The following is a 23,292-nucleotide window of genomic DNA, read 5'->3' on the forward strand; positions in this document are numbered from 1 at the left end:
CACCGTGCCGCGCCCTCGCCCTGCCCGCCTCGCCGCCCTCGCGGCCGTCCTCGTCGCCGGAGCCCTCGCGCTCACCGGCTGCACGTCGAGCTCGGGCAACGGCGGCGGCAACCTCGGCTTCGTCCAGGGCGACGGCTCCGTCAAGACCTGGACGCCCAGCGAGCGCTCGAAGCCCGTGACCCTGACCGGGACGGCGTTCGACGGGACCAAGGTCGACACGTCCGCGTGGCGGGGCGACGTCGTCGTGGTCAACACCTGGTACGCGGGCTGCGCGCCCTGCCGCAAGGAGGCGCCGGACCTCGCGTCGCTCGCGTCCAGCGAGAAGGACGGCGTGCACTTCGTCGGCATCAACTCGACCGACGACGCCGGGGCCGCCGAGGCGTTCCAGCGCACCTTCAAGATCACGTACCCGTCGATCTCCGACAAGAGCGGCTCCGTCGTCGCCACGCTCCAGGGCGTCGTCCCGGTCCAGGCGGTCCCGACGACCGTCGTCCTCGACGCCGACGGACGCGTCGCCGCGCGCGTGCTCGGCGCGACCACCAAGACGACGCTCGCCGACCTGATCAGCGACGTGCGTGCGAGCGACGGGACCGCCACCGCCGCCCCGACCTCATGATGCTCGCGGACGGGGTGCTCGAGGCGTCGGGGTTCGCGACCACGGCGTTCAGCGGGTCGATGCTGCTCGCGGTGCCGGTCGCCGTCGTCGCGGGGTTCGTGTCGTTCGCCAGCCCGTGCGTGCTCCCGCTCGTCCCCGGCTACGTCGGCTACGTCAGCGGCTGGGCCGCGACCAACGCGGGCGTGAACGCCCTCCCGGGCGGCACGGCCGCGAGCGCGCGCACCGAGGGGGCCGCGGGCGTCGCCCGCGGCCGGGCACGCGTCGTCGCCGGGGTCGGGCTGTTCGTCGCCGGCTTCACGCTCGTGTTCGTGGTGCTCGGCGGGTTCGTCGGAGCGCTCGGCACGCAGGTGCGCCAGGCGGAGGACGTGCTCATCCGCGTCCTGGGCGTCGTCGTGATCCTGATGGGCCTCGCGTTCCTCGGGGCGCTGCCGTTCCTGCAGCGCGAACGACGGATCCACGTCACGCCGCGCGCCGGCCTGTGGGGAGCGCCGCTGCTCGGGATCGTGTTCGGGCTCGGCTGGACGCCCTGCCTCGGCCCGACCCTGACCGCCGTGTACGCGCTCGCGCTCGACCAGGCGACCGTCGTCCGCGGGGCGGCGCTCGCCGTGGCCTACTGCATCGGGCTCGGGGTGCCGTTCGTGCTCGTCGCGCTCGGGCTGCAGTCGAGCAAGCGGATGCTGGACTTCCTGCGTCGGCACCGGCTGGCGTTCCTGCGCGTCGGGGGCGGCATGCTGGTGCTCATCGGGCTCGCCATGGTGACCGGGGTGTGGGGCACGTGGACGGCCGCGCTGGGCGGCTGGGCGTCGAGGTACGGGGTGCAGGTGTGACCGAGACCGACAAGACCGTCGAGCGCGACGAGACGCGCCGCGGGTACCGCCCCGAGGGCATCGACGACGCGTTCGTCGCGCACGACGACGACGCTCCCGCGGGCGGCGACGGCGGCAAGGGCAGCGGCCGCAGGGCCGGTGCCGACGGCGCGCCGCCCGTCATGCCGAGGCTCGGCTGGCGGGGCACGCTGCGCTGGATGTGGCGTCAGCTCACCAGCATGCGCGTCGCGCTCATGCTGCTCATGCTGCTGGCCGTCGCGGCCGTGCCCGGGTCGATCCTGCCGCAGCAGTCGATCGACCCGTCGGCCGTCACCCAGTACCTCCAGGACAACCCGACCGCGGGCAAGATCCTCGACAAGCTGGGCTTCTTCGACGTGTTCTCGTCGGTGTGGTTCTCGGCGATCTACATCCTGCTGTTCGTCTCGCTCGTCGGATGCATCGTGCCCCGCGCGCTCGCCCACACCAAGGCCCTGCGGCAGCGCCCGCCCAAGACCCCCGTCCGGTTCACCCGCTTCCCCGCGAAGGCCCACGCCACCACGGACGCCGAGCCGGACGCCGTCGTCGCCGCGGCCGTACGCCACCTGCGCGGACCGGTCCGTTGGCTGCCGACCTTCCGTGTCGAGACGGGCACGGACGCGCAGGGCCGGCGGACCGTCGCGGCCGAGCGCGGCTACCTGCGCGAGACCGGGAACATCCTGTTCCACCTGTGCCTGCTCGGGCTGCTCGTCGCGGTCGGGACCGGCCAGGTGCTGCACTACCGCGCGCAGGTGATCGTGACCGAGGGCCACGGCTTCGCGAACTCCGTCGTGGACTACGACACCTTCGAGTCGGGCGCGTTCTGGCGGGCCAGCTCGCTCGACCCGTTCAGCATGACGCTCGACAAGTTCACGTCCGAGTTCACGACGACGGCCACCGCGGAGCCGCGGAACTTCACCGCCTTCGTGACGGTCCGCCAGCCGGGAGCCCCGGCGAAGGCGGAGAAGATCCGCGTCAACCACCCGCTCGACGTCGGCGGTGCCAAGGTCTACCTCCAGGGCAACGGTTACGCGCCGGACATCACCGTCAAGGACGCCAAGGGCGAGGTCGCTTACTCGGGGCCTGTCGTGTTCATCCCGCAGGACACCAACTACACCTCGCAGGGCGTCGTCAAGGTCCCGGACGTCTCGGCCGGGCTCGACCAGATCGGCCTCGTCGGGTTCCTCCTTCCGACCGCCGCGAGCGACGACCCCACCCAGGCGTCGATCTACCCGCAGCCGCTCAACCCGATGCTCGTGCTCAACGTCTGGCACGGGAACCTCGGGCTCGACGACGGCACCCCCCAGAACGTGTACCGGCTCGACACCAGCGACATGACCGAGTCGACCAAGGACGGCAAGCCCGTCACACTGACGATCCAGCCGGGCAAGACCGTGAAGCTCCCCGACGGGATGGGCACCGTCACGTTCAACTCCCTGCCCCGGTACGTCGCCCTCGACCTGCGCTATGACCCCGCGCTCACCTGGATCCTCGTGTTCGCGCTCGGCGCGCTCCTCGGCCTCGCGCTGTCGCTGTTCACGCCCCGCCGCCGCGTCTGGCTCCGGGTCTGGACCGAGGACGTGCGCGACGACGAGTCGGGCGAGACACGCCCGCGTACAGTGATAGACGCCGCCGGCCTCGCAAGGGGCGACGACTCCGGCCTCCAGCGCGAGGTCGACGGCGCGGTGGCGAGCGCCGCCGGCCGCGCACCCGACGACGCGCGGACCACCGCCTCGCCGACCCTTCCGAGAAAGGCTCCCCGATGAGCTACGCAGAGCTCAGCACCCACCTCGTCTGGGCGGCGCTGACGGTCCTCACGATCTCGATGATCGCGTTCCTCGTCGACCTGACCCGGCTCGGCGAGTCCCACCGGGAGCTGGCGTCGGTCGCCCGCCTCGGCACGCGCCGCAAGGAGCTCGTCGGCGTGGGCGCCGCGTCCGACGACGTCGCCTCGTCGCTCGCCGCGGCTACCCCTGGAGCCTCGGGCGCCGGCGGTCCGGACGCAGGCGCCGACGAGCGTCCCGCGAACCGCAGGGCCGCCGGCATCGGGATGTCGACCGCGACCCTCGGCTGGCTCCTGCTGCTCGCCGCGATCGTCACGCGCGGCATCGCCGCCGGCCGCACGCCCTGGGCCAACATGTACGAGTTCACGCTCGTCGGCTCGTTCGTCGCGCTCACCGTGTTCCTCCTCGTCAGCCGCTTCCGCGACATCCGGTGGCTCGGCGCGTTCGTGACGTTCCTCGACGTGATCTTCCTGGCCCTCGCGCAGGAGGTCTTCTTCGTCCAGGCCGACGGTGTCCAGCCCGCGCTCCAGTCCTACTGGCTCGTCATCCACGTCGGCGTGGCCATCAGCGCGGCCGGCATCCTCACCGTCGCGTTCCTCACCTCGGTGCTCCAGCTCCTGCGCGACTCGCGGGACAACGGCTCCGCGGTGCTGAACCACCGGGCGTTCCGTTGGCTCGACGCGCTCCCGACGCCCGGACAGCTCGAGACCCTCAGCTTCCGGCTCAACGCCGTCGGGTTCGTCCTGTGGACCTTCACCCTCATCGCCGGGTCCATCTGGGCCGAGCACGCCTGGGGTCGGTACTGGGGGTGGGACCCCAAGGAGGTCTGGACGTTCATCGTCTGGGTCGTCTACGCCGGGTACCTGCACGCCCGCACGACGCGCGGCTGGTCCGGCCGCAGGGCCGCCTACTTCGTGATCGTCGGGTACGCGTGCGTGCTCTTCAACTTCACCGGCGTCAACCTCATCTTCGACGGGAAGCACTCGTACTCGGGTCTGACGAGCTGACCTTCGTCGTTCGGTCGTCCCTGGTGGCGTCCGCGCGGTTTCCCCGTCACCTTCGCCGACGGTGATGCCCGTTCGCCGACGACGGCGGCCGGGCGGTCAGGCCGACGGGTCCTGGTTGTCGTCGTGCGGGGCCGGGCGGCGGTCCCGCTGCTCGCGGCGGCGACGCTCCTGGTCGAGCCGGCGCAGGAACTCCGGGTCGTCGTCGGGCGCGACCGGACCCGACGACCGGGGCCCCCGGGCGCTCGTCTGCCCGGCGCCCGCGTCCCCGACGCGCGAGAGCACGAGCCACAGGACCGGGCCCAGCACGGGCAGCAGGACGATCGCGAGGATCCACAGCGCCTTCGGGGCGCCCGCCGGCCGCTTGTCCTGCGACGTCGCGCAGTCCGTCAGCGCGTAGACGAGCAGGCCGATGGCGGCGAGGACCAGGAGACCGCGGAACATGTGTCCAGGGTAGGCCCGTACGCTGGGCCCATGCCCCTGGTCGTGTACACCCTGATCCGGCTCGCGCTCATCGCGGTCGCGTGGGTCGTGCTGTGGCTCGCCGGCCTCAGCGGGCCGATCGCCTTCGCGGCGGCGGTCCTGATCGGGCTCATGGTGTCCTATCTCGCGTTCCGTGGGCCTCGCGACGCCGCCGCGCGCTGGCTCGCCGACCGGGCCGCGCGTCGTCGGGCGGCGAAGGGGCCCCGCGCGTCGGGGATCGAGGACGACGCCGACGTGGAGGACCGCGCCGTCGACGCCGCCACGAGCCCCGGGCCGGATCGCGCGCCCTCGGGCGGCCCGGGTGATCCTGACGACGTGCGCACGCCCGACGACCGGCCGTAACGTCACCGGGTGAGCACCTGGACCTGGCCCGCCTCCGTGGGCGTGGTCGGCGGGGTCCTGCTGTTCGGCCTGCTGCTCGTTCCGATCCTCCTGTTCCAGGTCCGGCGGTACGGGGCGCTGAACGCGCGGCGTCTCGTCGGCGCCGCCGCCGTCGCCGTGTACGGGGTTGCGCTCGTCGCCTACACCCTCCTGCCGCTGCCCACCGGCGACCTCGCCGCCTGGTGCGCCGCCCACGGGTACGACGGCGCCCAGCTCCGGCCGTTCCAGTTCGTCCGCGACATCCGCCACGACACCGCCGGGGAGCCGTTCACGACGGCGCTGCGCAGCCCCGCGGTGCTGCAGGTCGTCCTCAACGTGGCGCTGTTCGTGCCGTGGGGCGTGATCGCGCGGCGGTTCCTCGGCTGGCGGCTCCTGCCGACGGTCCTGAGCGCGTTCGGCGCCTCGCTGCTGATCGAGACGACCCAGTACACGGGGATCTTCGGCCTGATCCCGTGCTCGTACCGGGTCGGCGACGTCGACGACCTCCTGACCAACACGCTCGGCGGTCTGCTCGGTGCGCTCGCAGCGCCCGTGCTGCTGCGGTGGATGCCGCAGGCCCACGACCTCGCGGCGCACCGGGGCGAGCCGCGGCCCGTGACGGTCTGGCGGCGGTGGCTCGGCATGGCGCTGGACGCGGTGGCGTTCGTCGGGCTCGGGTTCGTGCTCGACGTCGGCTACCGGCTGGTGCTCGTCGCCGCTGGGAAGCCCGTGCCGACGGGGGAGGGCGGCGTCGACTGGGTGCTCGGGAACGTGGTCCCGCTCGTCGTGGTGTTCGTGTGGCCGGCGCTCGTCGGGAGCGGCGCGTCGTGGGGCCAGCGGGCGGTCTGGCTCGAGCCGGGCCTGGGTACCCGCCCGAGGCGGCTGCTGCGCGCGACCGTGCCGGGCGGGCTGTGGGGCCTGTGCGCCGCGCTCGCGTCGATGCCCGCGTCGTGGGGCGCGCCCGACGTCGCGGACGCTGCCCGGGCGGCCGAGGTCGCGCTGGCCGTGGCCGCCGTCGTCGCGGTCCCGTTCACGCGCGGACGGCGCGGGCTGTCGGGGGTCGTGAGCGGCGCCGTCGTGCGGGACGTCCGGGGAAGGGCACCCGCGGGCGGTCAGATCGACAGGCCGAGCCCCAGCAGCACGCCGTAGCCGAGCTCGAAGAAGCCTGTCGCCGCGAGTACCGGGACCAGGGCCCGCCCGCGTGCGCCGACGAGCACGGGGATCGACAGGAGGATCGCGGGCAGCAGGAGGAGCAGGACGAGCAGCGACCACGGCGCCCAGAACGCGCAGACGACCCCGAGCGCGAGCGCGATCCACAGCTCGGCCACGTAGACGCGGCGGGCGCGGAAGTCGCCGAGCCGCACCGCGAGGGTGCGCTTGCCGGCGGGCAGGTCCGTGGGGATGTCGCGGATGTTGTTGGCCATGAGGATCGCGCAGGCCAGCAGCCCGACGGCGACCGCCCCGAACACCGACGGCCAGGTGATCCGCGGGCTGTCGCTGTACGCGAGCTGCGTGTACGTCGTCCCGAGGACGGCGACGAGCCCGAAGAACACGAACACGCCCACGTCGCCCAGCCCCCGGTAGCCGTACGGGTTCTTGCCGCCGGTGTAGTACCAGGCGGCGAGCACGCACAGGACGCCGACGGCGATCAGCCACCACGTGCCCGACAACCACACGAGCACGAGGCCCAGCACCCCGGCGACGGCGAACGACGTGAACGCTGCCGCCCGGACCCGCTCGGGCCGCGCGAGCCCGGTCGCGGTGAGGCGCGTCGGGCCGACGCGATCCACGTCGGTGCCGCGGACGCCGTCGGAGTAGTCGTTCGCGTAGTTGACGCCGACCTGGAGCGCGAGCGCGACGCCGAGCGCGAGGAGGGCGCCCCAGAGCCAGAAGCCGTCGGTCTGCGCGGCCGCGCCCGAGCCGACGATGACGGGGGTCGCTGCAGCCGGCAGGGTGCGGGGACGGGCGCCCGCGACCCACTCGGAGGGTGTGGCCATGTGCTCAGGCTATCCGCGCGTCACCGCTGCTCGCCCCGCACGACGGCGTCCGCGAGGGTCGCGAGCCCGCGGCGGTCGACCTTGCCCGGGCCCCGCAGGGGCAGCGCCGTCGTGACGAGGACGTGCCGGGGCGCCGCGTGGGGTCCGAGCGCCTCGCGGGCGAGAGCCCGTGCGCGGTCGCGGAGGTCGTCGTCGGCGGGGGCGAGGACCGCAGGCTCGACCCGGCCTCCCGCGCCGCCTCGGGCCGTGGGCCGCACGACGACCGCCACCACGGCCTGTCCCCACTCGGGGTCCGGCACCCCGACGACGCACGTCTCGCCCAGCGGGGCGAGCGCGTGCTCGACGGTCAGCGGCGCCACCTTCTCGCCGCCCGTGACGACGACGTCGTCCGCTCGCCCCAGCACCCGCAGGCGGGCGCGCGGACGGCCGGACGGTGCGGCGCCGTCGTCGGGCAGGGGGGTGAGCGAGCCCAGGTCGGAGGTGAGGAACCAGCGGGTGCCGTCGGCGTCGGCCCGGAACGCCGGCGACCCCGGCTCGCCGAGGTAGCCGGCCGCGACGACCGGCCCCCCGAGCTCCACGCGCCCGTCCTCGCCGAGGCGCACGTGGACGCCGTCGAGCGGGACGCCGTCGTACACGCAGCCGCCGCACGTCTCCGACATCCCGTAGGTGGTGACGACCGGGACGCCGAGCGACCGGGCGGCGTCGAGCAGGTCGGGGGACGACGCCGCCCCGCCCAGCAGCACGGCGTCGAACCGGGCGAGCGCGCGGGCCGCGGCGAGGCCGTCGCCGTCGCCGGTCGTCGCGGCCTCGACGACCCGGTGGAGCTGCGTCGGGACCAGCGAGACGTAGGCGCGTCCCGTCGCGGGGTCGTCGAGGAACCTCGTCGCGTGCTCGGCGAGCAGGGCCGGCGTGAACGCGGCGTCCGGGAGGTGCGCGGGAACGGTCCCCGCCACGACCGAGCGGGCGACGACCTGCGCCCCCGCGACGTGGTGCCAGGGGAGCGCGAGGAGCCAGCGGCCGTGCCCACCGAGGCGAGCGGCCGTCGCCGCGATCGAGGCCAGCAGCGCGGTTCGCGTCAGCACGACCTCGCGCGGGGCGCCCGTCGAACCCGACGTCCGCACCACGAGCGCGGCGCCCGCCGGGAGCCCCTCCTCGTCGTGGGCGAGGGGCTGGAGGGCGACCGTCGCGCCGTCGTCGGCGGTGAGCGCGCGGGCCAGCGCCGCGTACAGGTCGGCGGCGGAACGGGGGACGACGACGCGCGGCACCCGTCCAGCGTAGGCGTCCGGCGGATGCGGACCGCGCGCACGTAGGGTGTGCGCGAGAACGGTCGAGCGAGGGAGTGGACATGCAGGCTGCGACGGCGCCCACGAGGCTGCGGCACGGGGCGCGCACGGTGCTCGTCGCGCTGACGGTCGCGGCGGTCGGGCTCGTGGCGGGATGCTCGGGGGGCAAGTCGCCGGCACCGACCGAGACCGTCAGCGGCGGGGTGCCGACCGCGGACAAGACCGCGCCGCCGAGCCCCGCGGCGCCGACCGTGTGGCCGCTCACCGGCGTCAAGACCGACAAGGTCGCCGACCGCCCGGCGCTCGCCGTCAAGATCGAGAACTCCACCGACGCCCGTCCCCAGTACGGGCTCGAGCAGGCGGACACCGTGTGGGAGGAGGTCGTCGAGGGCGGCATCACCCGGTTCCTCGTCGTCTTCCAGTCGAAGACGCCGTCGCGGATCGAGCCGATCCGGTCCGTGCGCCCCATGGACGCCGCCGTGGTCGCCCCGCTGCACGGGCTCTTCGCCTTCTCCGGGGGGCAGACGCCGTTCGTCAACGCCGCGAAGAAGGTGGCGCAGGTCATCACCATGGACGGCGGCAGCCCCGGCTTCCACCGCGACCCGAACCGCGCCGCCCCGCACAACGTGTTCGCCGACACGAAGGACCTGTTCGCGCAAGCCGACACGTCCAAGACGACGGCGCCCCCGCCCGAGCAGTTCCGGTTCGCCCGGTCGCTCGCGCAGTCGACCGCCGTCACGTCCGGCAAGGCCGCGACGAAGGCCACCATCCACATGTCCGCGGCGTACGTGCCTGGATGGACCTACGACGCGAGCAAGAAGGTCTACCTGCGCAATGAGACGGGCGTGCCGTCGAAGTCGGCCGAAGGAGTGCGCCTGTCGGGCGCGAACGTCGTCGTGCTCCGCGTGAAGGTCGTCAACACGAAGTACAAGGACCCGGCCGGGAACCCCGTGCCGGACACCGTGCTCGAGGGGACCGGCGCCGCGACCGTGCTGTCGGGCGGCAAGGCCGTGACCGGGACGTGGACCAAGAAGTCGACCGGCGCGGTGCTCCGCGTGACCGCCGACGGCAAGGACATCCTCCTCGCGCCCGGCGAGACGTGGGTCGAGCTCGTGCCGACCGGGTCGGGGAGCGTCGCGCTGAGCTGATCGCCGCACCCCCACGGACCGGCCCCCCGGGGGTCGACCAGGGATGATCCCGGGCGCGCCGGGGCAGGGCCAGGGTGACGATGGAGCCATGGCCGAGAACAGCAGCCCCCAGGGCGAGAGCACCCGTCAGGCCGGCGACGCCGGCACCCTCCACTACGACGTCGTCGTCATCGGGGCCGGGCCCGTCGGTGAGAACGTCGCCGACCGCGCCGGCCGGACCGGGCTGTCGACCGTGATCGTCGAGGCGGAGCTGGTCGGAGGAGAGTGCTCGTACTGGGCGTGCATGCCCTCCAAGACCCTGCTCCGTCCCGGGGCTGCGCTCGCGGCTGCGAAGGACGTGCCTGGGCTGACCGTCTCGGCCACCGTCGACCCCGGTCCGGTGCTCGCGTGGCGCGACGAGGTCACGTCGGGCTGGGACGACGCCGGCCAGGTCGAGTGGCTCGACAGCGCGGGGATCGCACTCCTCCGCGGCCACGGGCGGCTCGTCGGCCCACGCCGCGTCGAGGTGACCGACCCGGACGGCACGCGCACGGTCGTCGAGGCCCGGTACGCCGTGGCGGTCGCGACCGGCAGCGTGCCCGTCCTGCCGGAGGTGCCCGGCCTCGTCGAGGCCGCACCGTGGGGCAGCCGCGAGGCGACCGCGGCCGAGGAGGTGCCGTCGTCGGTCGTCGTCGTGGGCGGTGGCGTGGTCGCGTGCGAGATGGCGACGGCGTACGCGGACCTCGGGGCGCACGTGACGCTGCTGGTGCGGCACGGGCTGCTCGGGGCGGCCGAGCCGTTCGCGGGCGAGGCGGTCAAGACCTCGCTCGAGGAGCTCGGCGTCGACGTGCGGCTCGGGGCCTCGCCCGTGCGGGTGTCGCGTGACGGCGTCGGGGGACCGGTCACGGTGACCTACGACGACGGGTCGGGGGAGCACGACGTCACGGCCGCCGAGCTGCTCGTCGCCACGGGCCGCGTGCCGCGCACGCAGGACGTCGGGCTCGGCTCGGTGGGGCTGACCGAGGTGGGGCGCGGGCTCGAGGTCGACGACGCGATGCGGGTCCGGGGCGTCGAGGGCGGCTGGCTCTTCGCGGCCGGTGACGTGACGGGGCGCGTCGCGACCACGCACCAGGGCAAGTACCAGGCGCGCGTCGCCGGCGACGTGATCGCGGCGACCTTCGGTGCCTCGTCGGAGGACGGCGGGAAGTCCGGAGACGGGGTGCCGGTGCCGGCGACCGACGAGAACCGGGCGGGCGCGCAGGCGACCGAGCCGTGGAGCCGGTTCGCGGCGAGCGCCGACCATGCGGCCCAGACCCAGGTCGTCTTCACGCGGCCCCAGGTCGCGTGGGTCGGGCTGAGCGAGCGCAAGGCACGCGACGCGGGGCTCGACGTGCGCGTCGTCGAGTACGACCTCGGCGCGGTCGCGGGCGCGCACGTGACGGGGAAGTCGTTCGCGGGCCGGGTGAGCGCCGTCGTCGACGAGGCCCGGCGGGTGCTCGTCGGCGTGACGTTCGTCGGCCCGGAGGTCGGGGAGATGCTGCACGCGGCGACGGTCGCGGTCGTCGGTGAGGTGCCGCTGGAACGGCTGTGGCACGCGGTGCCGGCGTACCCGACGGTGAGCGAGGTCTGGCTGCGGCTCTTGGAGACGTACGGGCTCTGACGTCTCCTTCGCCGACGGTGGCGCTGGGTTCGCCGAGCGTGACGTGTCGTGGCCTGGTGTCGCGGACGGGGCAGCGAGGCGGCTTCGCACCGAGGCGCAACACTCATTGCGCAATAGGGCTTGCGCAATGAGTGTTGCGCAACTAGTGTTGCGGTTGTCGGGGTCGCGAGGAGCCCCGCAGACTGCTCAGGGAGGCCATCATGTTCGGACGACACCACGCACCGCGCAGCACCACCACGTACCGCTCGGTCGCTCGCGCGGAGGAGACCCGCCGGCACGACGCCGCGCTCGCTCGCCAGCGCGCCGAACGCGACGCCGACTGGTACCGCGACGTGGCCTCCGTGTGGTGGGGCCGCTGAGGAGGCACGCATGACCGAGACCAAGCGCACCAGCACGCCGTCGCACGAGTCGCTCACCACCAGCGACCCCGCGATGCTGCGGGCGCTGGCGCACCCGCTCCGGATCGAGGTGCTCGCGATCCTCGACGAGGTGGGCGAGGCCACCGCGAGCGAGATCGCCGAACGCACCGGCCAGACGGTCGCCAACTGCTCCTTCCACCTGCGCTCGCTCGAGAAGGCCGGCTACGTCGAACGCGCCGAGCCGCGCGGACGCGAGAAGCCGTGGCGCCCCGCGCACCGCAAGCGCACGATCGAGCCCGACCCCAACGACGCCGCATCGGTCCGAGAGTCGGGCGTCATCTCGGCGGGCTTCGTCCAGCACGAGGCAGCCCGTCTCGACGCCTTCCTCACGGACCCGCGCCCGCTTCCTCCCGAGTGGGTGCACGCGGTCACCGTCTCGACGGCGAGGATCTGGGCCACCGCGGAGGAGATGGAGCAGCTCGGCGAGGACGCTCTCGCACTGCTCGAACGCTTCGCGGGACGCAGCACGGACCCGTCCCTGAGACCCGAGGGTGCCGTGCAGAGCCGCATGTTCCTGACGCTGAACCCCGACCGCGACGAGATCTGAGGCCGCCGGGGCATCACCGCCCGTGAACCGCGGAGCCCACGGTGCCTGCCGACGGAACGGCTGCGGCCCGCCACCCTTTCGGGCGGCGGGCCGCAGCCGTTCCGGGGCCGGTCAGCTCGAGGCTGCCAGCTGACCGTCCGAGCTGAACACGAGGCCGATCGTGATCTGGCCCTTCTGCAGCGCGGACTTGGTCAGCGGGCCGCCCGTGTCGAGCTGCTTGAAGCTCGCGAACTGCAGGCCGTAGACCTTCTCCAGGCCCGGCTGGCAGTAGTCGCGCGTGGTGCACTCCGGCGGGCCGCCGAGGATCAGGCCGCCGCACTTGGACGCCAGGTCCGACAACGTCTTGACGCCGTTCTTGTCGGCGAACGCCGTCGTGACGGCGTACGCGTTCTGGTCCTGCGCGGCGGCGGGCTTGCCGAAGACCAGGCCGACCTTCTTGCCGAGGTCCGTCAGGGCCGCGACCGTCTTGTCGAGGTCCCCGCTCGCGGGGCTCGTGGAGTCCGCGCCGTTCTGAGCCGCGTTGATGAAGGTGGTCAGCGTGCTCGTGTACTCGGGGACGATGGTGAGCTGGCCGTTCTCGAGGGCTTTGAGGTAGGTCTCGCGCGACCCGACGTCGCGGACCGTCGGGGCGTAGCCGGCCGACTTCAGGACGTCCGCGTAGATGTTCGCGAGCGTCGCCGACTCCGAGAAGTTCGCGGCACCGATCGTGACCTTGGTGCCCTTGCCGGCCGAGGTGTCCTTCGCCGTGAGCTGGTGGTCGTCGACGAAGTCCTTGGCGGCCTGGGCGGACGTCTGCCGGTCCACGTCCACGGCCTTGTTGAGGGCGATGAGCCCCGGGGTGTCGAGCGCGGCCGAGACCGTGTCGAGCAACGGGATGATGGCGTCGTCGTTCGCGACGGCCTTCGCGTTGAGGGCGGGGATGACGTTGTCGGCGTTCTGGAGCTTCTTGTCGTCCTCGAGGACGACGAGCTTGTCGCCCGCGACCGGCTTACAGGTCGGGACGGAGGCGTTCGAGGCGTTGGCGGAGGACGTCGGGTGGGTGCCCGACGAACCGGCCTGGCCGCACGCGGCGAGGACCGACGCGAGCGCGACGGCCGAGAGTCCTGCGGCGAGTGTTCGGGTACGCATTGCCCCATTCGACCGCCCACCACCCACACAGGCAACCGGGATACCGCCCGTGGCGCCGTGAGAGCAGTGCCGCGGGCGCCGTCGTCGGGCCTCGCGAGCCTCAGACGGCGCGCGCCGCCGCACGCGACTCGGCCCGCACCGAGGCCGGCGTCACCGCCCGCTGGACGAGCGCGAGGACACCGTCGACGAGCAGGCACAGCACCGCGACGACCACGCCGCCCGCGAGCACCTGGCCGTAACGCTGCGTCCCGAACCCGAGCGAGATGATCTGGCCCAGACCGCCGCCCCCGGCGAGCGCCGCCAGCGGGATCGTCGCGACGACCTGGACGATCGTCGTCCGCAGGCCCGCCGCGAGGTACGGCACGGCCAGCGGCAGCTCGACCCGCCCGACGACGCGCCCCCCTCCCATGCCCATCCCGCGGGCCGCGTCGGTCACGGCGGGGTCGACGCCCCGGACCCCCGTGAACGTCGTCGACAGCAGCACGGGGAACGCGAAGACCGCGGCCGCGATGACGGTCGCGGTGTCCCCGAACAGGCCCGCCGTCGCCAGGATGATGATGATCGCCAGCGTCGGCAGGGCACGCGTCGTGTTGGCGGCGACGATGACGGTCGCCGCGCCACGCTGGAGGCGGTGGCTGTGCCCGAGCCAGATGCCCAGCGGGATCGCGACGACCGACGCGAGCAGCACCGCCGCGAGCGTCATGAGCAGATGCTCGCGCGTCAGGGCCCAGATGCCGCCCGGCCCCGACCAGTTGAGCGGGTCGTTGAGCCAGGTGATCGCCTCGTCGATGACGTTCATGCGGCCCTCCCACGCAGCCACGGCGTCAGCGCACGCCCGACCAGCCACAGCAGCACGTCCAGGACCAGCGCGAGCAGGAGGCACAGGACGGTCGCCGTCGTGATCTCCGCCCGGTAGAAGCTCTGGAACCCGCGGAACAGCAGGTTCCCGAGCCCCCCGTACCCGACGACGACGCCCACGGTGACGAGCGCGACCGTCGACACCGTCGCGAGGCGGACCCCCGTGACGATGCCGGGCAGCGCGCTCGGCAGCTCGACCGTCCAGAAGCGACGGGCGCGGCCGTAGCCGAGACCGCGGGCGGCGTCCAGCACCGCCGGGTCCACGCCCTGCAGCGCCGCGACCGCCGTACGTACCAGGATCACCAGCGCGTACAGCACGAGGCCCAGCAGGACCGGCGCGCGCCCGATCCCCATGAACGGAGCCAGGATCGCGAACAACGCGAGCGACGGGATCGTGTACAGCGTCGACGCGAACCCCACGATCAGCCCCGCCAGCCAGCGCACGCGCGTCGCCAGCGCCGCCAGAGGCAGGGAGACCACGATCGCGATCGCGACCGCCTCGACCGTCAGCGACGCGTGCACGACGAGCGCGTCACGGATCGCGTCCCAGTTCGCGGTGACGTAGTCCCACGAGAACCACGGGTTGTCTGCCACCCGCCCGAACCTACCGGCCGTCGGTGACGTTCGCTTCGTCGTCGGCTCGGCTCCCTACCAGCGCCCGCTGCGTCGTCGGGCCCGTGTCGCGAGTCAGCGTGTTCGTCACGAGTCAGCGGGAACTTCGCGCTGACTCGCGACAGACGCGGTGACTCGGTGGGTGTCCGGGCCGATGCCGGCCGAGCATGCGGTTGTGCACCAGCCCTCGTGCCGAGCATGCGAGCACACCCCTGTTCGACGGCGAGAAGGGCGCTGCTCGCATGGTCGGCGGAGCTGGCGGGGGCTGATCGCGTCACACTCGGCGGACGGCGGGTCACACTCGGCGGACGGCGGGTCACCGTCGGGGTGTCCGGGTAGGTTCGTCCCATGGCCGACGCCGCGATCGTCTTCGAGCACGTCCGCAAGGAGTACCCCGACGGGACCGTCGCGGTGGAGGACCTCTCCCTCGAGGTGGTGGAGCACGAGATCCTGGCGCTCGTCGGGCCGTCGGGCTGCGGGAAGTCCACGACGCTGCGGATGACGAACCGGCTCGTCGAGCCCAGCGGCGGCCGGATCCTCGTGGGCGACGAGGACGTGCTCGCGGCGGACCCGGTGCGGCTACGGCGCTCGATGGGCTACGTGATCCAGAACGTGGGCCTCTTCCCGCACCGGACGGTCGCGCAGAACGTCGCGATCGTCCCCGGCCTGCTGCGCTGGGACCGTCAGCGCACCAAGGGCCGGGTGGGCGAGCTCCTCGATCTCGTCGGCCTCCCGCCGGACCGCTACGCGAAGCGCTACCCGCACGAGCTGTCGGGCGGCGAGCAGCAGCGTGTCGGCGTGGCGCGGGCGCTCGCGACGGACCCGCCCGTCCTGCTCATGGACGAGCCGTTCGGTGCCGTCGACCCGGCCGGTCGCCGTCGGCTGCAGGCCGAGTTCTGGCGGATCCAGCGCGAGCTCGGCACCACGGTCATGTTCGTGACGCACGACATCGACGAGGCGGTCCGGCTTGGCGACCGGGTCGCGGTGTTCTCGCGCGGCGGGCACGTGGAGCAGCTCGCGGACCCGGTCGAGGTCCTGGCCCGGCCGGCGTCGGACGCGGTCCGTGCGCTCGTCGGGGACGGTGCGCCCGTGCGGCTGCTGGGGATCACGCACGTCGAGCGCGGGGACGTGCAGCCCGCCGGCACGCGGGAACGGCCGGGGGGCGCCGTCGTCGAGCTCGGCGCGACGCTCGCGACCGCGCTCGAGGCGGTCGCCGAGGCGCCCGACGGTCTCGTCGCCGTCGTCGACGGGAAGGCGGCCGACGGCGCGCCGGCGACCGTGGTGGGCACGCTCGACGCCCCCGGGGTCCTCGCGGCGCTGCGCCGCGCCGTCGACGGCGCGGTCACGCCGGCGGGCGCAGGCTCCGCTGGTAGAGGGTGACGGCGACCCACCGCCCGTGCTTGTGGCCGACGTCCTCGAGGCGCCCGGCCGCGCCGAAGCCGTGCCGTTCGTGCAGGGTCGCGGACGGGGTGCGTGCGACCGTGCCGGCAGGGTCGTCGGGGTCGGGCCCGTCCGCGATCACGGCGATCACCTCGCGGGCCCCGGCGTCGCGCGCCCCGTCGAGCACCGCGTCCAGCAGACGACCGCCAAGTCCCTGGCCGGTCGCAGCGGGGTCGAGGTAGATCGTCTCCTCGACGGTGCGGCCGTACGCCGCCTTGGGGCGGTACTGCCCGGTGTAGGCGAAGCCGAGGACGTGGGGGGCGTCGTCGTCGGCGAGCGGACCGGTGGCCACGAGGAAGGGCCAGCCCGCGCGGGTGAGCGCGGCGTGCTTGTCGTGCCAGGTCTCGAGCGTGGGCGGCTCGGTGTCGAAGGTCGCGAGCGTGTGCTCGACGTAGTGCGCGTAGATGCGCGCGACGTCGGCCAGGTCGTCGGGGACGGCGGGTCGGATCTCCAGGGCGGTGGTCGGCATGCGTCCGATCCTGGCACGGCGCCCCCGGACGGGCGGTGGTGCCCGCTCAGTCCCCGGGACCGAGCGGCTCCTGCGGCACCTCGGTGGTCGTCGGCTCGGGCCACGGCTTGCGCTCCGAGACCGACGCGACACCCTTCTTGGTCACGGACACGAGCTGCCAGTCGACGATCCGGTGCGTCTCGGTGTCGAACCGCAGGACCGTCATCTCGGAGGTCCCGTGGAGCGGCCCGACCGTCGGCTGCCCGAGCGTCGCGCCCGCCGTGGACGAGTTCACGTACCGGATCCCCAGGCCGACCTGCGTGGGGTCGATGCGCCGGTGCAGGTGGCCGGAGACCTGGGCCGGCACGCAGCCGGACTCGAGCGGGACCGCCCCGATGACGGGGTCGTGGATGAGCAGCAGGTCGACGCCGGGCACGCCGTCCTTCTCGGCGTCGCACGCCGTGTCGGTGAGCGCCTGCGCCTGCTCGTCCTGGCTCACGTCGCCGGACTGGTGGGACGCGACCCCGATCCGGGTCTGCAGCACGTCGTGGTCGCCGATGATCCGCACTCCCTTGACGTCGACCACCGAGCCGTCGAGCACCGTCCAGCCGGCGTCGCGCGCGAACTTCGCGACGAGCGGGCTGTCGTGGTTGCCGTTCGCCATCACGGTGGGGATCTTCTTCGGGATCGCGCGGGCGAAGCTGTCGACGCAGACCTGCTCGACGGCGGTGCCGTTGATCGTCGTGTCGCCCGCGTTGAGGACGACCTGCGCGCCCGACCGTTCGACGGCGGTGTGGATGAGCGGCGACATCCCCGTGTTGCAGTGCAGGTCGGAGATGACCAGGAGGGTCACGAGGTTCGACGAGGGCGTCGGGCTCGGGGTCGGCGTGTCCGTCGCCCCGGTCCCGGTCGCCGGTGCGGTGGGCGCGGTCGTCGCCTGCGCCTGCGCGAGGGCGTCCTCGGCCTGCTGCGCCTCGTCGCGCTCGTCCCACGCGGCCTGGAGGTTCCGGTTCGCCTTCGCGTAGAACTCCTCGGAGCCCTGGTACGCGGTGACGAGCTGTTCGCCGTAGGTGTTGATCACGCCCGCGAGGCGGCCGGTGATCCGGGCGCCCGCGAGCGGCGTGCCCGCAAAGAGGGGACTGCCCTTCTGAGCGGTGGTCGTCGAGGTGCCGGGCTCCGACGAGCTGAGCGTGAACGTCGCCGCGACGACCACCACGAGGCCCGCGGCGAGCTCCCACGTGTGCCGCCCGGCCATGGTCGCGAGCTCGCGCCGTCGGGCCCGGCCGAGCAGCAGGACGAGCGCCGTGGTGGCGAGCGCGACCACGGCGAGCGCCACGAGTGTGCGCCAGAGCGCGTCGACCGCGAGCGCGCGGACCGCGCGGTGCACCGTGATGTCGGGGGTCGCGAAGAACTGCAGGTACGACTGGACGTCCGTGCCGAGCGCGTCGAGGTTCTGGGCGGGCGAGACCGACGTCAGCTCGGCGGGGATCTCCTTGACGACGACCCTCACCCCGAGCCCCAGCGGGGCGGGCGAGTCGAGCTCGACCGTGCCCAGCGGGCCCAGGTCCACCACGACCAGCCCGTCGGTGGTGACCTCGTACCGGGCCTCGTGGGGCCCGAGGCTGAGGTCGGCGCTCGCGGTCGTCACGCCCCATGCGGTGCACGCGAGCACGGCGACGACCGCGCCGACGGTCCAGCGGAGCCAGCGCGGAGGGACCCAGGGGTGGGCGGGCTTGGCGGTCGTGTCGGGCATCGCCACCACCCTTTCACCTGGCTGCGGCGCATGCATCCGAGGTGGTCGCGAGCATGCCCGTGGCGGTCAGGTGCAGACTGGCGGGGTGTCGTCACCGGGGACCGGGCGTGCGTACTCGTTCGTCTCGCGCTGGGCTCTCGCGGCCCCGCGCGAGGCGTGCTGGGCGGTGCTCGCGGACCCGGAGCTGTCGTGGCCGCGCTGGTGGCCGGGGCTGCGCGGCCGCGTCGTCGCGCTCACCGACGACGGCGCCCGGCAGGGTTCGCGTGCGGCGCTCGCGTTCCGCACGCCGTTCGGGCGGCGGCTGCGGCTCGAGCTCGAGGCGACGACGGTCGAGCCGCCGTCGTCGGCGCGCTTCGAGGTGACCGGGGACCTCGTCGGGACCGGCGTGGTCACGGTGTCGGACGCCGGGCCGGGGGCGAGCGTCGTCGTCGTGCACTGGGACGTGCGGACGGCACGGTGGTGGCTCGACCCCGTCGGCCCGCTGTCCCGGCCGCTCGCCGTGTGGTCGCACGCGCGGGTCATGCGGGCGGGGGAGCGGGGCCTGGCCGCGGACCTCGCCGGCGGGCGCGTCTCCGAAGACTCAGGCGGGGACGTCGCGGCGGCGGAAGGTCTCCAGCCCGACGGCGCCCAGAGCCAGGGCGACCGCCACCAGCCATCCGGCGGCGACGCCGTCGTACGTGTCCACGGGCAGCGCGCCGAGGTGGTCGAGCGGTGACAGGTCGCGCGCCCAGACCGGTAGCGACAACGTGTCGCCGAGCGTCGCGACGACTGCGGCCCACGCCGCCACGGCCCAGGCGGCCTGCTGCGCGCGCGGGGCGACACCGAACAGGGCGAGCGCGACACCCCCGCACACCAGCACGGCGGGCAGGTAGCCGAGCGCGGCGCCCGTGAGCGCACCGGTCCGTCCGGGCTCGTCGAGGCTGACGGCGGCCCCCGCCCCGGCGGCGAGGCCGCCCACGACCAGCACGGCGAGGGCGGTCGTGAGCGCGGCGACCGTGTCGCCGAGCGCCCAGGCACGCCGGCCCACGGGTCGCGCGAGGGCCTCCTCGGCGAGCCCGCCCGACTCCTGTTCGCGGAGCGCGGCGACCCCCTGGACCGCGGCGGCCGCGGCCAGCAGGGCGACGACCTCGACGGTGAGGGCGAGGTAGCCGTCCGCGGGCTCCGTCCCGGTCGCGAGCACCCCGCCGACGTCGCTCGAGCCGAGCGCCGACCCGGCCTCCTTCGCCAGAGCGCCGAACACCCCGCCGACGACGAACGCGACCGCGCACCACCCGCCCGCGGTTCCCCCGGCGCGGCGCAGGGCGAGCGCGAGCGGCGAGCCGAGCAGCCCGGAGGCGTGGGCGGCGCCGCTCCGCGAGGCGACCAGCCCGGCGCCGAGGTCCCGACGCCCGACGAGCGCCACCGCCGCCCCGAGGAGCAGCACCGCGGCCGCGACGAGCAGGAGCAGGGGCCAGGCCCGCGCGTCGTCGGCGAAGGCACGTGTCTCCTGGAGCCAGGCCAGCGGTGACGTCCAGCGCAGCCAGGACGCCGCGCCGCTGACGTCGCCGACGGCACGCAGGACGTAGGCGAGCACGAGCGCACCCAGGCCGAGCGCCCACACGCCGCGGCTGCGTCGGACGACCTGCGCCGCGAGCGCCGCGACGCCGAGCCAGACGAGCCCGAGCCCGAGGTAGGAGGCCGCGTAGACCGCGGACGGGCCGGTGGGCACGCCGGCCGCCGCGAGCGCACCCCAGGTGCCGAGGGCCAGTACGACGAGGCACGCAGCCACGACGACCGTCACTGCGGCGAGCTGCGCGGCCCGGCCCACGCCGCGCGAGCGCACCAGCTCGAGCAGCCCGTCCTCCTCCTCGCGCCGGGTGCCGCGTGCGACCAGTGACACGGCCAGGAGCGGGACGAGGACCGTGCCGAGGAACGCCCACTCGTCCGCGACGATCCCGCCCACCGTGGTCGCGCCGTACGGGATGCCGTTGATCGCCTCGAACGCGGGGTTCCCGGTGATGGCGTCCGCGTAGCCCTGGCGCTTGCTCGCGGTGTCGTAGAGGCCGGCGACGCCCTGGACCGTGCCGCCGAACAGGAGGACCGGGGCGACGGCCCAGGTGAGGACCGCCCAGCGGTCGGCCCGCCAGCGGACGCGGACGAGCGTCGCGGTGCCCGCGAACATGCCGGCGAACCTGCCGGCGTCCGACCGGGAGGTCATGCGACCGCCCCGGCGGTGCGGTCGGGCTCGGTGCCGTCGTGCTCGGTGCCGTCGGATCCCGAGGCGTAGGCCGACAGGAACAGCTCGTCGAGGGACGGTGGCGTCGCGACGAGCGTCTCGAGGCCTGCGTGCTGGAGTGCGGCGAGCGCCTCGGCCAGCTGCGCGGGCGGCACGGTGAACCTCGTGGCGTGGGAGGCGGCGTCGTGCCCGGGGGCGGCGTCGATGGCGAGGTCGGCGACGCCGTCGACGGCCGCGAGCCCCTCGACCGGTTCCCGGGTGGTGGCTCTGACGGTCGTGCGGGTATGGCGGCGCAGGTCGGCGAGGGTGCCCGAGGTGACGTCGCGTCCGCGCCGGATGATCGTGACCTCGTCGCACAGGGCCTCGACCTCGCCCAGGATGTGGCTCGAGAGGAGCACGGTCGTCCCGGCGTGCGCGGACTCACGCACGCACTCCTGGAAGACCTCCTCCATGAGCAGGTCGAGCCCGGACGTGGGTTCGTCGAGGACCAGCACGTCGACGTCGCTCGCGAACGCCGCGACGAGGGCCACCTTCTGGCGGTTGCCCTTGGACAGGTCGCCCGCCCTGCGGGTGGGGTCCAGCTCGAAGCGTTCGAGGAGCTCGGCGCGGCGCGAGCGGTCGAGGGAGGGGCCCGTCGCGGCCAGCAGGTCGAGGCACTGGCCGGCGGTCAGCCTGCGCCACAGCGCCACGTCGCCGGGGACGTACGCGAGGCGCCGGTGGAGTGCGACCGCGTCGCGCCACGGGTCGCCGCCGAGGAGGCGGGCGGCGCCGCCGTCGGGCCGGACGAGCCCGAGCAGGACGCGGATCGTCGTCGACTTCCCCGCACCGTTGGGGCCGAGGAAGCCGTGGACCGTGCCTTCGCGGACCTGCAGGTCGAGGCCGTCGAGCGCGAGCGTGCGGCCGAACCGCTTCCGCAGGCCCCGGACGTCGATCGTCATGCCCTCCACCACGCGCCTCCTCGATGCCAGAACTGGCAGTCACTGCCTCATGGCAGAGACTGTACACTCCTGTCACGGAGGAAGGAAGAGTGATGGCAGCGAGCGACGCACCGACGCCCGCCCTCGGGCTGCGCGAGGCCAAGCGCCGGCAGGCGATGGGGCAGATCCAGCGGGTCGCCCTCGACCTCTTCGACGCCCACGGGTACGCGGCCGTCACGGTCGAGCAGATCGCCGCCGCGGCGCACGTCGCACCGCGGTCCGTCTACCGGTACTTCGGGACCAAGGACGGCATCCTGCTCACGCAGCCGGAGGACGACGACATGGTCGCCGTGCTCGCAGGCGCCGTCGGGCACCAGGACCTGCTCGACTCCGTGCGGGCCCTCGTCCCGCTGTTCACGAGCGAGGAGTTCGCCGACCCGGCCGGGTACTGGGCCCGGGTCATGCACTACGTGCGCACAGTTCCCGAGCTCGCGCGCGCCTTCGCCGTCGGCGCTCTCGAGATCGCCGACGGGCTCGGCGCCGCACAGGCGACCGCACGGGGTCTCGCGCCCGACGACCTCGTGACCCGGGTCCGGGCGCGCGCCGTCGTCGGGGCGCTCGCGGCCGCGGTCGGCGACTGGTACGCGCACCCCGAGGGCGGGCCCGGGGAGCACGCCGCCCGCATGGCCGAGCGGATGCACCGTGGGCTCGACGCGCTCACGGAGCCCGCGGTCGGGCCTGAGCCGGGCTCAGAACGCGTACGGGAAGCGTGACCAGTCGGGGTCGCGGCGCTCGAGGAACGCGTCGCGCCCCTCGACGGCCTCGTCGGTCGTGTACGCCAGGCGGGTCGCCTCCCCGGCGAAGACCTGCTGGCCCATGAGGCCGTCGTCGGCGAGGTTGAACGCGAACTTGAGCATGCGGATCGCCTGCGGCGACTTGGTGGCGATGGTCCGCGCGTACTCGAGGGCGAGGTCCTCGAGGTCGGCGTGGTCGGCGACCTCGTTGACGGCGCCCCAGTCGTAGGCGTCCTGGGCGGAGTACTCGCGGGCCAGGAAGAAGATCTCGCGGGCCCGCTTCTGCCCGACCTGCCGCGCGAGGTACGCGGAGCCGTACCCGCCGTCGAACGACCCGACGTTCGCGTCGGTCTGCTTGAACCGGGCGTGCTCACGGCTCGCGATCGACAGGTCCGCGACGACGTGCAGCGAGTGGCCGCCGCCCGCGGCCCACCCGTTCACGACGGCGATCACGACCTTGGGCATGGTCCGGATCAGGCGCTGCACCTCGAGGATGTGCAGGCGGCCGGCGCGCGCGGGGTCGATGTGGTCTGCCGTGTCCGCGGGCCGCGTGCCGCCGCCGGTGGGGTTCTCGACGGCCGTCGTGTACTGGTAGCCCGACCGCCCGCGGATCCGCTGGTCGCCGCCCGAGCAGAACGCCCAGCCGCCGTCCTTCGGCGAGGGGCCGTTGCCGGTCAGCAGGACGGTCCCGACGTCGGACGTCATGCGGGCGTGGTCGAGGGCCCGGTAGAGCTCGTCGACGGTGTGCGGGCGGAACGCGTTGCGGACCTCGGGCCGGTCGAAGGCGATCCGGACGACGGGCAGGTCGCGAGACGTCGTGGTGCCGTCGGGGGCCGTGGTCCGTTCGACGCCCCGGTGGTAGGTGAGGTCGGTGAGGTCCTCGAAGCCGGCGACGGTGCGCCACCGACGGGGGTCGAACGTCTCGGACACGCGCTCCGGGAGGTCGGAGGCGTTCGCGGAGGAGGGGGCGGCGTCGTCGGTCACGGCGTCCATGCTAGTGAGCCT

The 23,292-nt window shown here is 74.1% G+C and carries 23 protein-coding genes; 12 read left to right on the forward strand and 11 right to left on the reverse strand.

Features of this window, described 5'->3' with window-relative positions; translation table 11 throughout:
- The first annotated feature begins 4 nt into the window (after positions 1–4).
- From KDY119_RS03430 to ccsB, 4 genes are read left to right on the forward strand one after another with little or no spacing between them, the layout of a single operon-like run.
- Positions 5–616, forward strand: coding sequence for a TlpA family protein disulfide reductase (locus KDY119_RS03430; RefSeq protein WP_036953455.1), 612 nt, complete (start codon positions 5–7; stop codon positions 614–616).
- Positions 616–1,443, forward strand: a complete 828-nt coding sequence (locus KDY119_RS03435) for a cytochrome c biogenesis CcdA family protein (RefSeq protein WP_153022665.1) — start codon at positions 616–618, stop codon at positions 1,441–1,443. Before KDY119_RS03430 ends, KDY119_RS03435 begins: the two co-directional genes overlap by 1 nt.
- Positions 1,440–3,224 carry a cytochrome c biogenesis protein ResB gene (resB, locus tag KDY119_RS03440; protein ID WP_322619633.1) on the forward strand — a complete coding sequence of 595 codons (1,785 nt, stop codon included), beginning with the start codon at positions 1,440–1,442 and terminating at the stop codon, positions 3,222–3,224. The genes KDY119_RS03435 and resB overlap by 4 nt, the downstream gene beginning before the upstream one ends.
- The gene (ccsB, locus tag KDY119_RS03445; RefSeq protein WP_036953453.1) at positions 3,221–4,249 is read left to right on the forward strand and encodes a c-type cytochrome biogenesis protein CcsB; all 1,029 of its coding nucleotides are present in this window, start codon (positions 3,221–3,223) and stop codon (positions 4,247–4,249) included. The genes resB and ccsB overlap by 4 nt, the downstream gene beginning before the upstream one ends.
- Positions 4,250–4,345: 96 nt before the next feature.
- Here ccsB and KDY119_RS03450 read toward each other — a convergent pair whose 3' ends face one another.
- Positions 4,346–4,690, reverse strand: a complete 345-nt coding sequence (locus tag KDY119_RS03450) for a PLD nuclease N-terminal domain-containing protein (protein WP_036953452.1) — start codon at positions 4,688–4,690, stop codon at positions 4,346–4,348.
- A gap of 30 nt (positions 4,691–4,720) precedes the next feature.
- Here KDY119_RS03450 and KDY119_RS03455 point away from each other — a divergent pair, with 30 nt between their 5' ends.
- Together KDY119_RS03455 and KDY119_RS03460 are read left to right on the forward strand one after the other, a co-directional pair.
- On the forward strand, positions 4,721–5,071 hold the full coding sequence (locus KDY119_RS03455) for a DUF4229 domain-containing protein (RefSeq protein ID WP_083891038.1): 351 nt from the start codon (positions 4,721–4,723) through the stop codon (positions 5,069–5,071).
- 9 nt (positions 5,072–5,080) lie between these two features.
- On the forward strand, positions 5,081–6,238 hold the full coding sequence (locus KDY119_RS03460; RefSeq protein ID WP_153021934.1) for a VanZ family protein: 1,158 nt from the start codon (positions 5,081–5,083) through the stop codon (positions 6,236–6,238).
- Here the strand turns inward: KDY119_RS03460 and KDY119_RS03465 are convergent.
- On the reverse strand, positions 6,202–7,086 hold the full coding sequence (locus KDY119_RS03465) for a 1,4-dihydroxy-2-naphthoate polyprenyltransferase (protein ID WP_036953450.1): 885 nt from the start codon (positions 7,084–7,086) through the stop codon (positions 6,202–6,204). The two genes, KDY119_RS03460 and KDY119_RS03465, sit on opposite strands and share 37 nt — an antisense overlap.
- A gap of 20 nt (positions 7,087–7,106) precedes the next feature.
- On the reverse strand, positions 7,107–8,351 hold the full coding sequence (locus KDY119_RS03470; protein WP_153021935.1) for an AMP-binding protein: 1,245 nt from the start codon (positions 8,349–8,351) through the stop codon (positions 7,107–7,109).
- Between the two features lie 80 nt (positions 8,352–8,431).
- On the opposite strand from KDY119_RS03470, the gene KDY119_RS03475 reads away from it, so the two are divergent.
- From KDY119_RS03475 to KDY119_RS03490, 4 genes are all read left to right on the forward strand, one after another.
- A complete protein-coding gene (locus KDY119_RS03475) occupies positions 8,432–9,517 on the forward strand; it encodes a DUF3048 domain-containing protein (protein WP_036953967.1) in 1,086 nt (361 codons plus the stop codon).
- Between the two features lie 88 nt (positions 9,518–9,605).
- On the forward strand, positions 9,606–11,156 hold the full coding sequence (locus tag KDY119_RS03480; RefSeq protein WP_153021936.1) for a dihydrolipoyl dehydrogenase family protein: 1,551 nt from the start codon (positions 9,606–9,608) through the stop codon (positions 11,154–11,156).
- Positions 11,157–11,356: 200 nt separating this feature from the next.
- Entirely contained in the window at positions 11,357–11,515 is a 159-nt protein-coding gene (locus KDY119_RS03485; protein ID WP_153021937.1) for a hypothetical protein, read from the forward strand.
- Between the two features lie 10 nt (positions 11,516–11,525).
- Positions 11,526–12,122: a winged helix-turn-helix domain-containing protein gene (locus KDY119_RS03490; protein ID WP_153021938.1), complete on the forward strand. Its 597-nt coding sequence runs from the start codon at positions 11,526–11,528 to the stop codon at positions 12,120–12,122.
- Between the two features lie 111 nt (positions 12,123–12,233).
- On the opposite strand, the gene KDY119_RS03495 is transcribed toward KDY119_RS03490, so the two are convergent.
- The 3 genes from KDY119_RS03495 to KDY119_RS03505 all read right to left on the reverse strand — a co-directional run bounded on the left by KDY119_RS03495 (position 12,234) and on the right by KDY119_RS03505 (position 14,702).
- Positions 12,234–13,250, reverse strand: a complete 1,017-nt coding sequence (locus KDY119_RS03495) for a glycine betaine ABC transporter substrate-binding protein (RefSeq protein ID WP_036953448.1) — start codon at positions 13,248–13,250, stop codon at positions 12,234–12,236.
- Between the two features lie 100 nt (positions 13,251–13,350).
- On the reverse strand, positions 13,351–14,070 hold the full coding sequence (locus KDY119_RS03500; protein WP_322619634.1) for an ABC transporter permease: 720 nt from the start codon (positions 14,068–14,070) through the stop codon (positions 13,351–13,353).
- Complete coding sequence (locus KDY119_RS03505) at positions 14,046–14,702, reverse strand: ABC transporter permease (protein ID WP_036953445.1); 657 nt, start codon at positions 14,700–14,702, stop codon at positions 14,046–14,048. Before KDY119_RS03505 ends, KDY119_RS03500 begins: the two co-directional genes overlap by 25 nt.
- Positions 14,703–15,068: 366 nt before the next feature.
- Here KDY119_RS03505 and KDY119_RS03510 point away from each other — a divergent pair, with 366 nt between their 5' ends.
- The gene (locus KDY119_RS03510) at positions 15,069–16,100 is read left to right on the forward strand and encodes an ABC transporter ATP-binding protein (RefSeq protein ID WP_153021940.1); all 1,032 of its coding nucleotides are present in this window, start codon (positions 15,069–15,071) and stop codon (positions 16,098–16,100) included.
- Here the strand turns inward: KDY119_RS03510 and KDY119_RS03515 are convergent.
- The 4 genes from KDY119_RS03515 to KDY119_RS03530 form a co-directional block, all read right to left on the reverse strand.
- On the reverse strand, positions 16,063–16,629 hold the full coding sequence (locus KDY119_RS03515) for a GNAT family N-acetyltransferase (protein WP_036953444.1): 567 nt from the start codon (positions 16,627–16,629) through the stop codon (positions 16,063–16,065). The genes KDY119_RS03510 and KDY119_RS03515 overlap by 38 nt on opposite strands.
- Before the next feature lie 46 nt (positions 16,630–16,675).
- Positions 16,676–18,361 carry a metallophosphoesterase family protein gene (locus KDY119_RS03520; protein WP_148284260.1) on the reverse strand — a complete coding sequence of 562 codons (1,686 nt, stop codon included), beginning with the start codon at positions 18,359–18,361 and terminating at the stop codon, positions 16,676–16,678.
- A gap of 580 nt (positions 18,362–18,941) precedes the next feature.
- On the reverse strand, positions 18,942–20,558 hold the full coding sequence (locus tag KDY119_RS03525; RefSeq protein WP_153021941.1) for an ABC transporter permease: 1,617 nt from the start codon (positions 20,556–20,558) through the stop codon (positions 18,942–18,944).
- Positions 20,555–21,514, reverse strand: a complete 960-nt coding sequence (locus KDY119_RS03530) for an ABC transporter ATP-binding protein (protein ID WP_036953953.1) — start codon at positions 21,512–21,514, stop codon at positions 20,555–20,557. Before KDY119_RS03530 ends, KDY119_RS03525 begins: the two co-directional genes overlap by 4 nt.
- Positions 21,515–21,606: 92 nt before the next feature.
- On the opposite strand from KDY119_RS03530, the gene KDY119_RS18815 reads away from it, so the two are divergent.
- Positions 21,607–22,266: a TetR/AcrR family transcriptional regulator gene (locus KDY119_RS18815; protein WP_051136804.1), complete on the forward strand. Its 660-nt coding sequence runs from the start codon at positions 21,607–21,609 to the stop codon at positions 22,264–22,266.
- On the opposite strand, the gene KDY119_RS03540 is transcribed toward KDY119_RS18815, so the two are convergent.
- On the reverse strand, positions 22,243–23,271 hold the full coding sequence (locus KDY119_RS03540) for a 1,4-dihydroxy-2-naphthoyl-CoA synthase (protein WP_227994507.1): 1,029 nt from the start codon (positions 23,269–23,271) through the stop codon (positions 22,243–22,245). The two genes, KDY119_RS18815 and KDY119_RS03540, sit on opposite strands and share 24 nt — an antisense overlap.
- Between the last annotated feature and the right edge of the window lie 21 nt (positions 23,272–23,292).

Origin of the sequence: Luteimicrobium xylanilyticum (genome assembly GCF_009429125.1) — a bacterium.
GTDB classification, from domain to species: Bacteria; Actinomycetota; Actinomycetes; order Actinomycetales; family Cellulomonadaceae; genus Luteimicrobium; species Luteimicrobium xylanilyticum.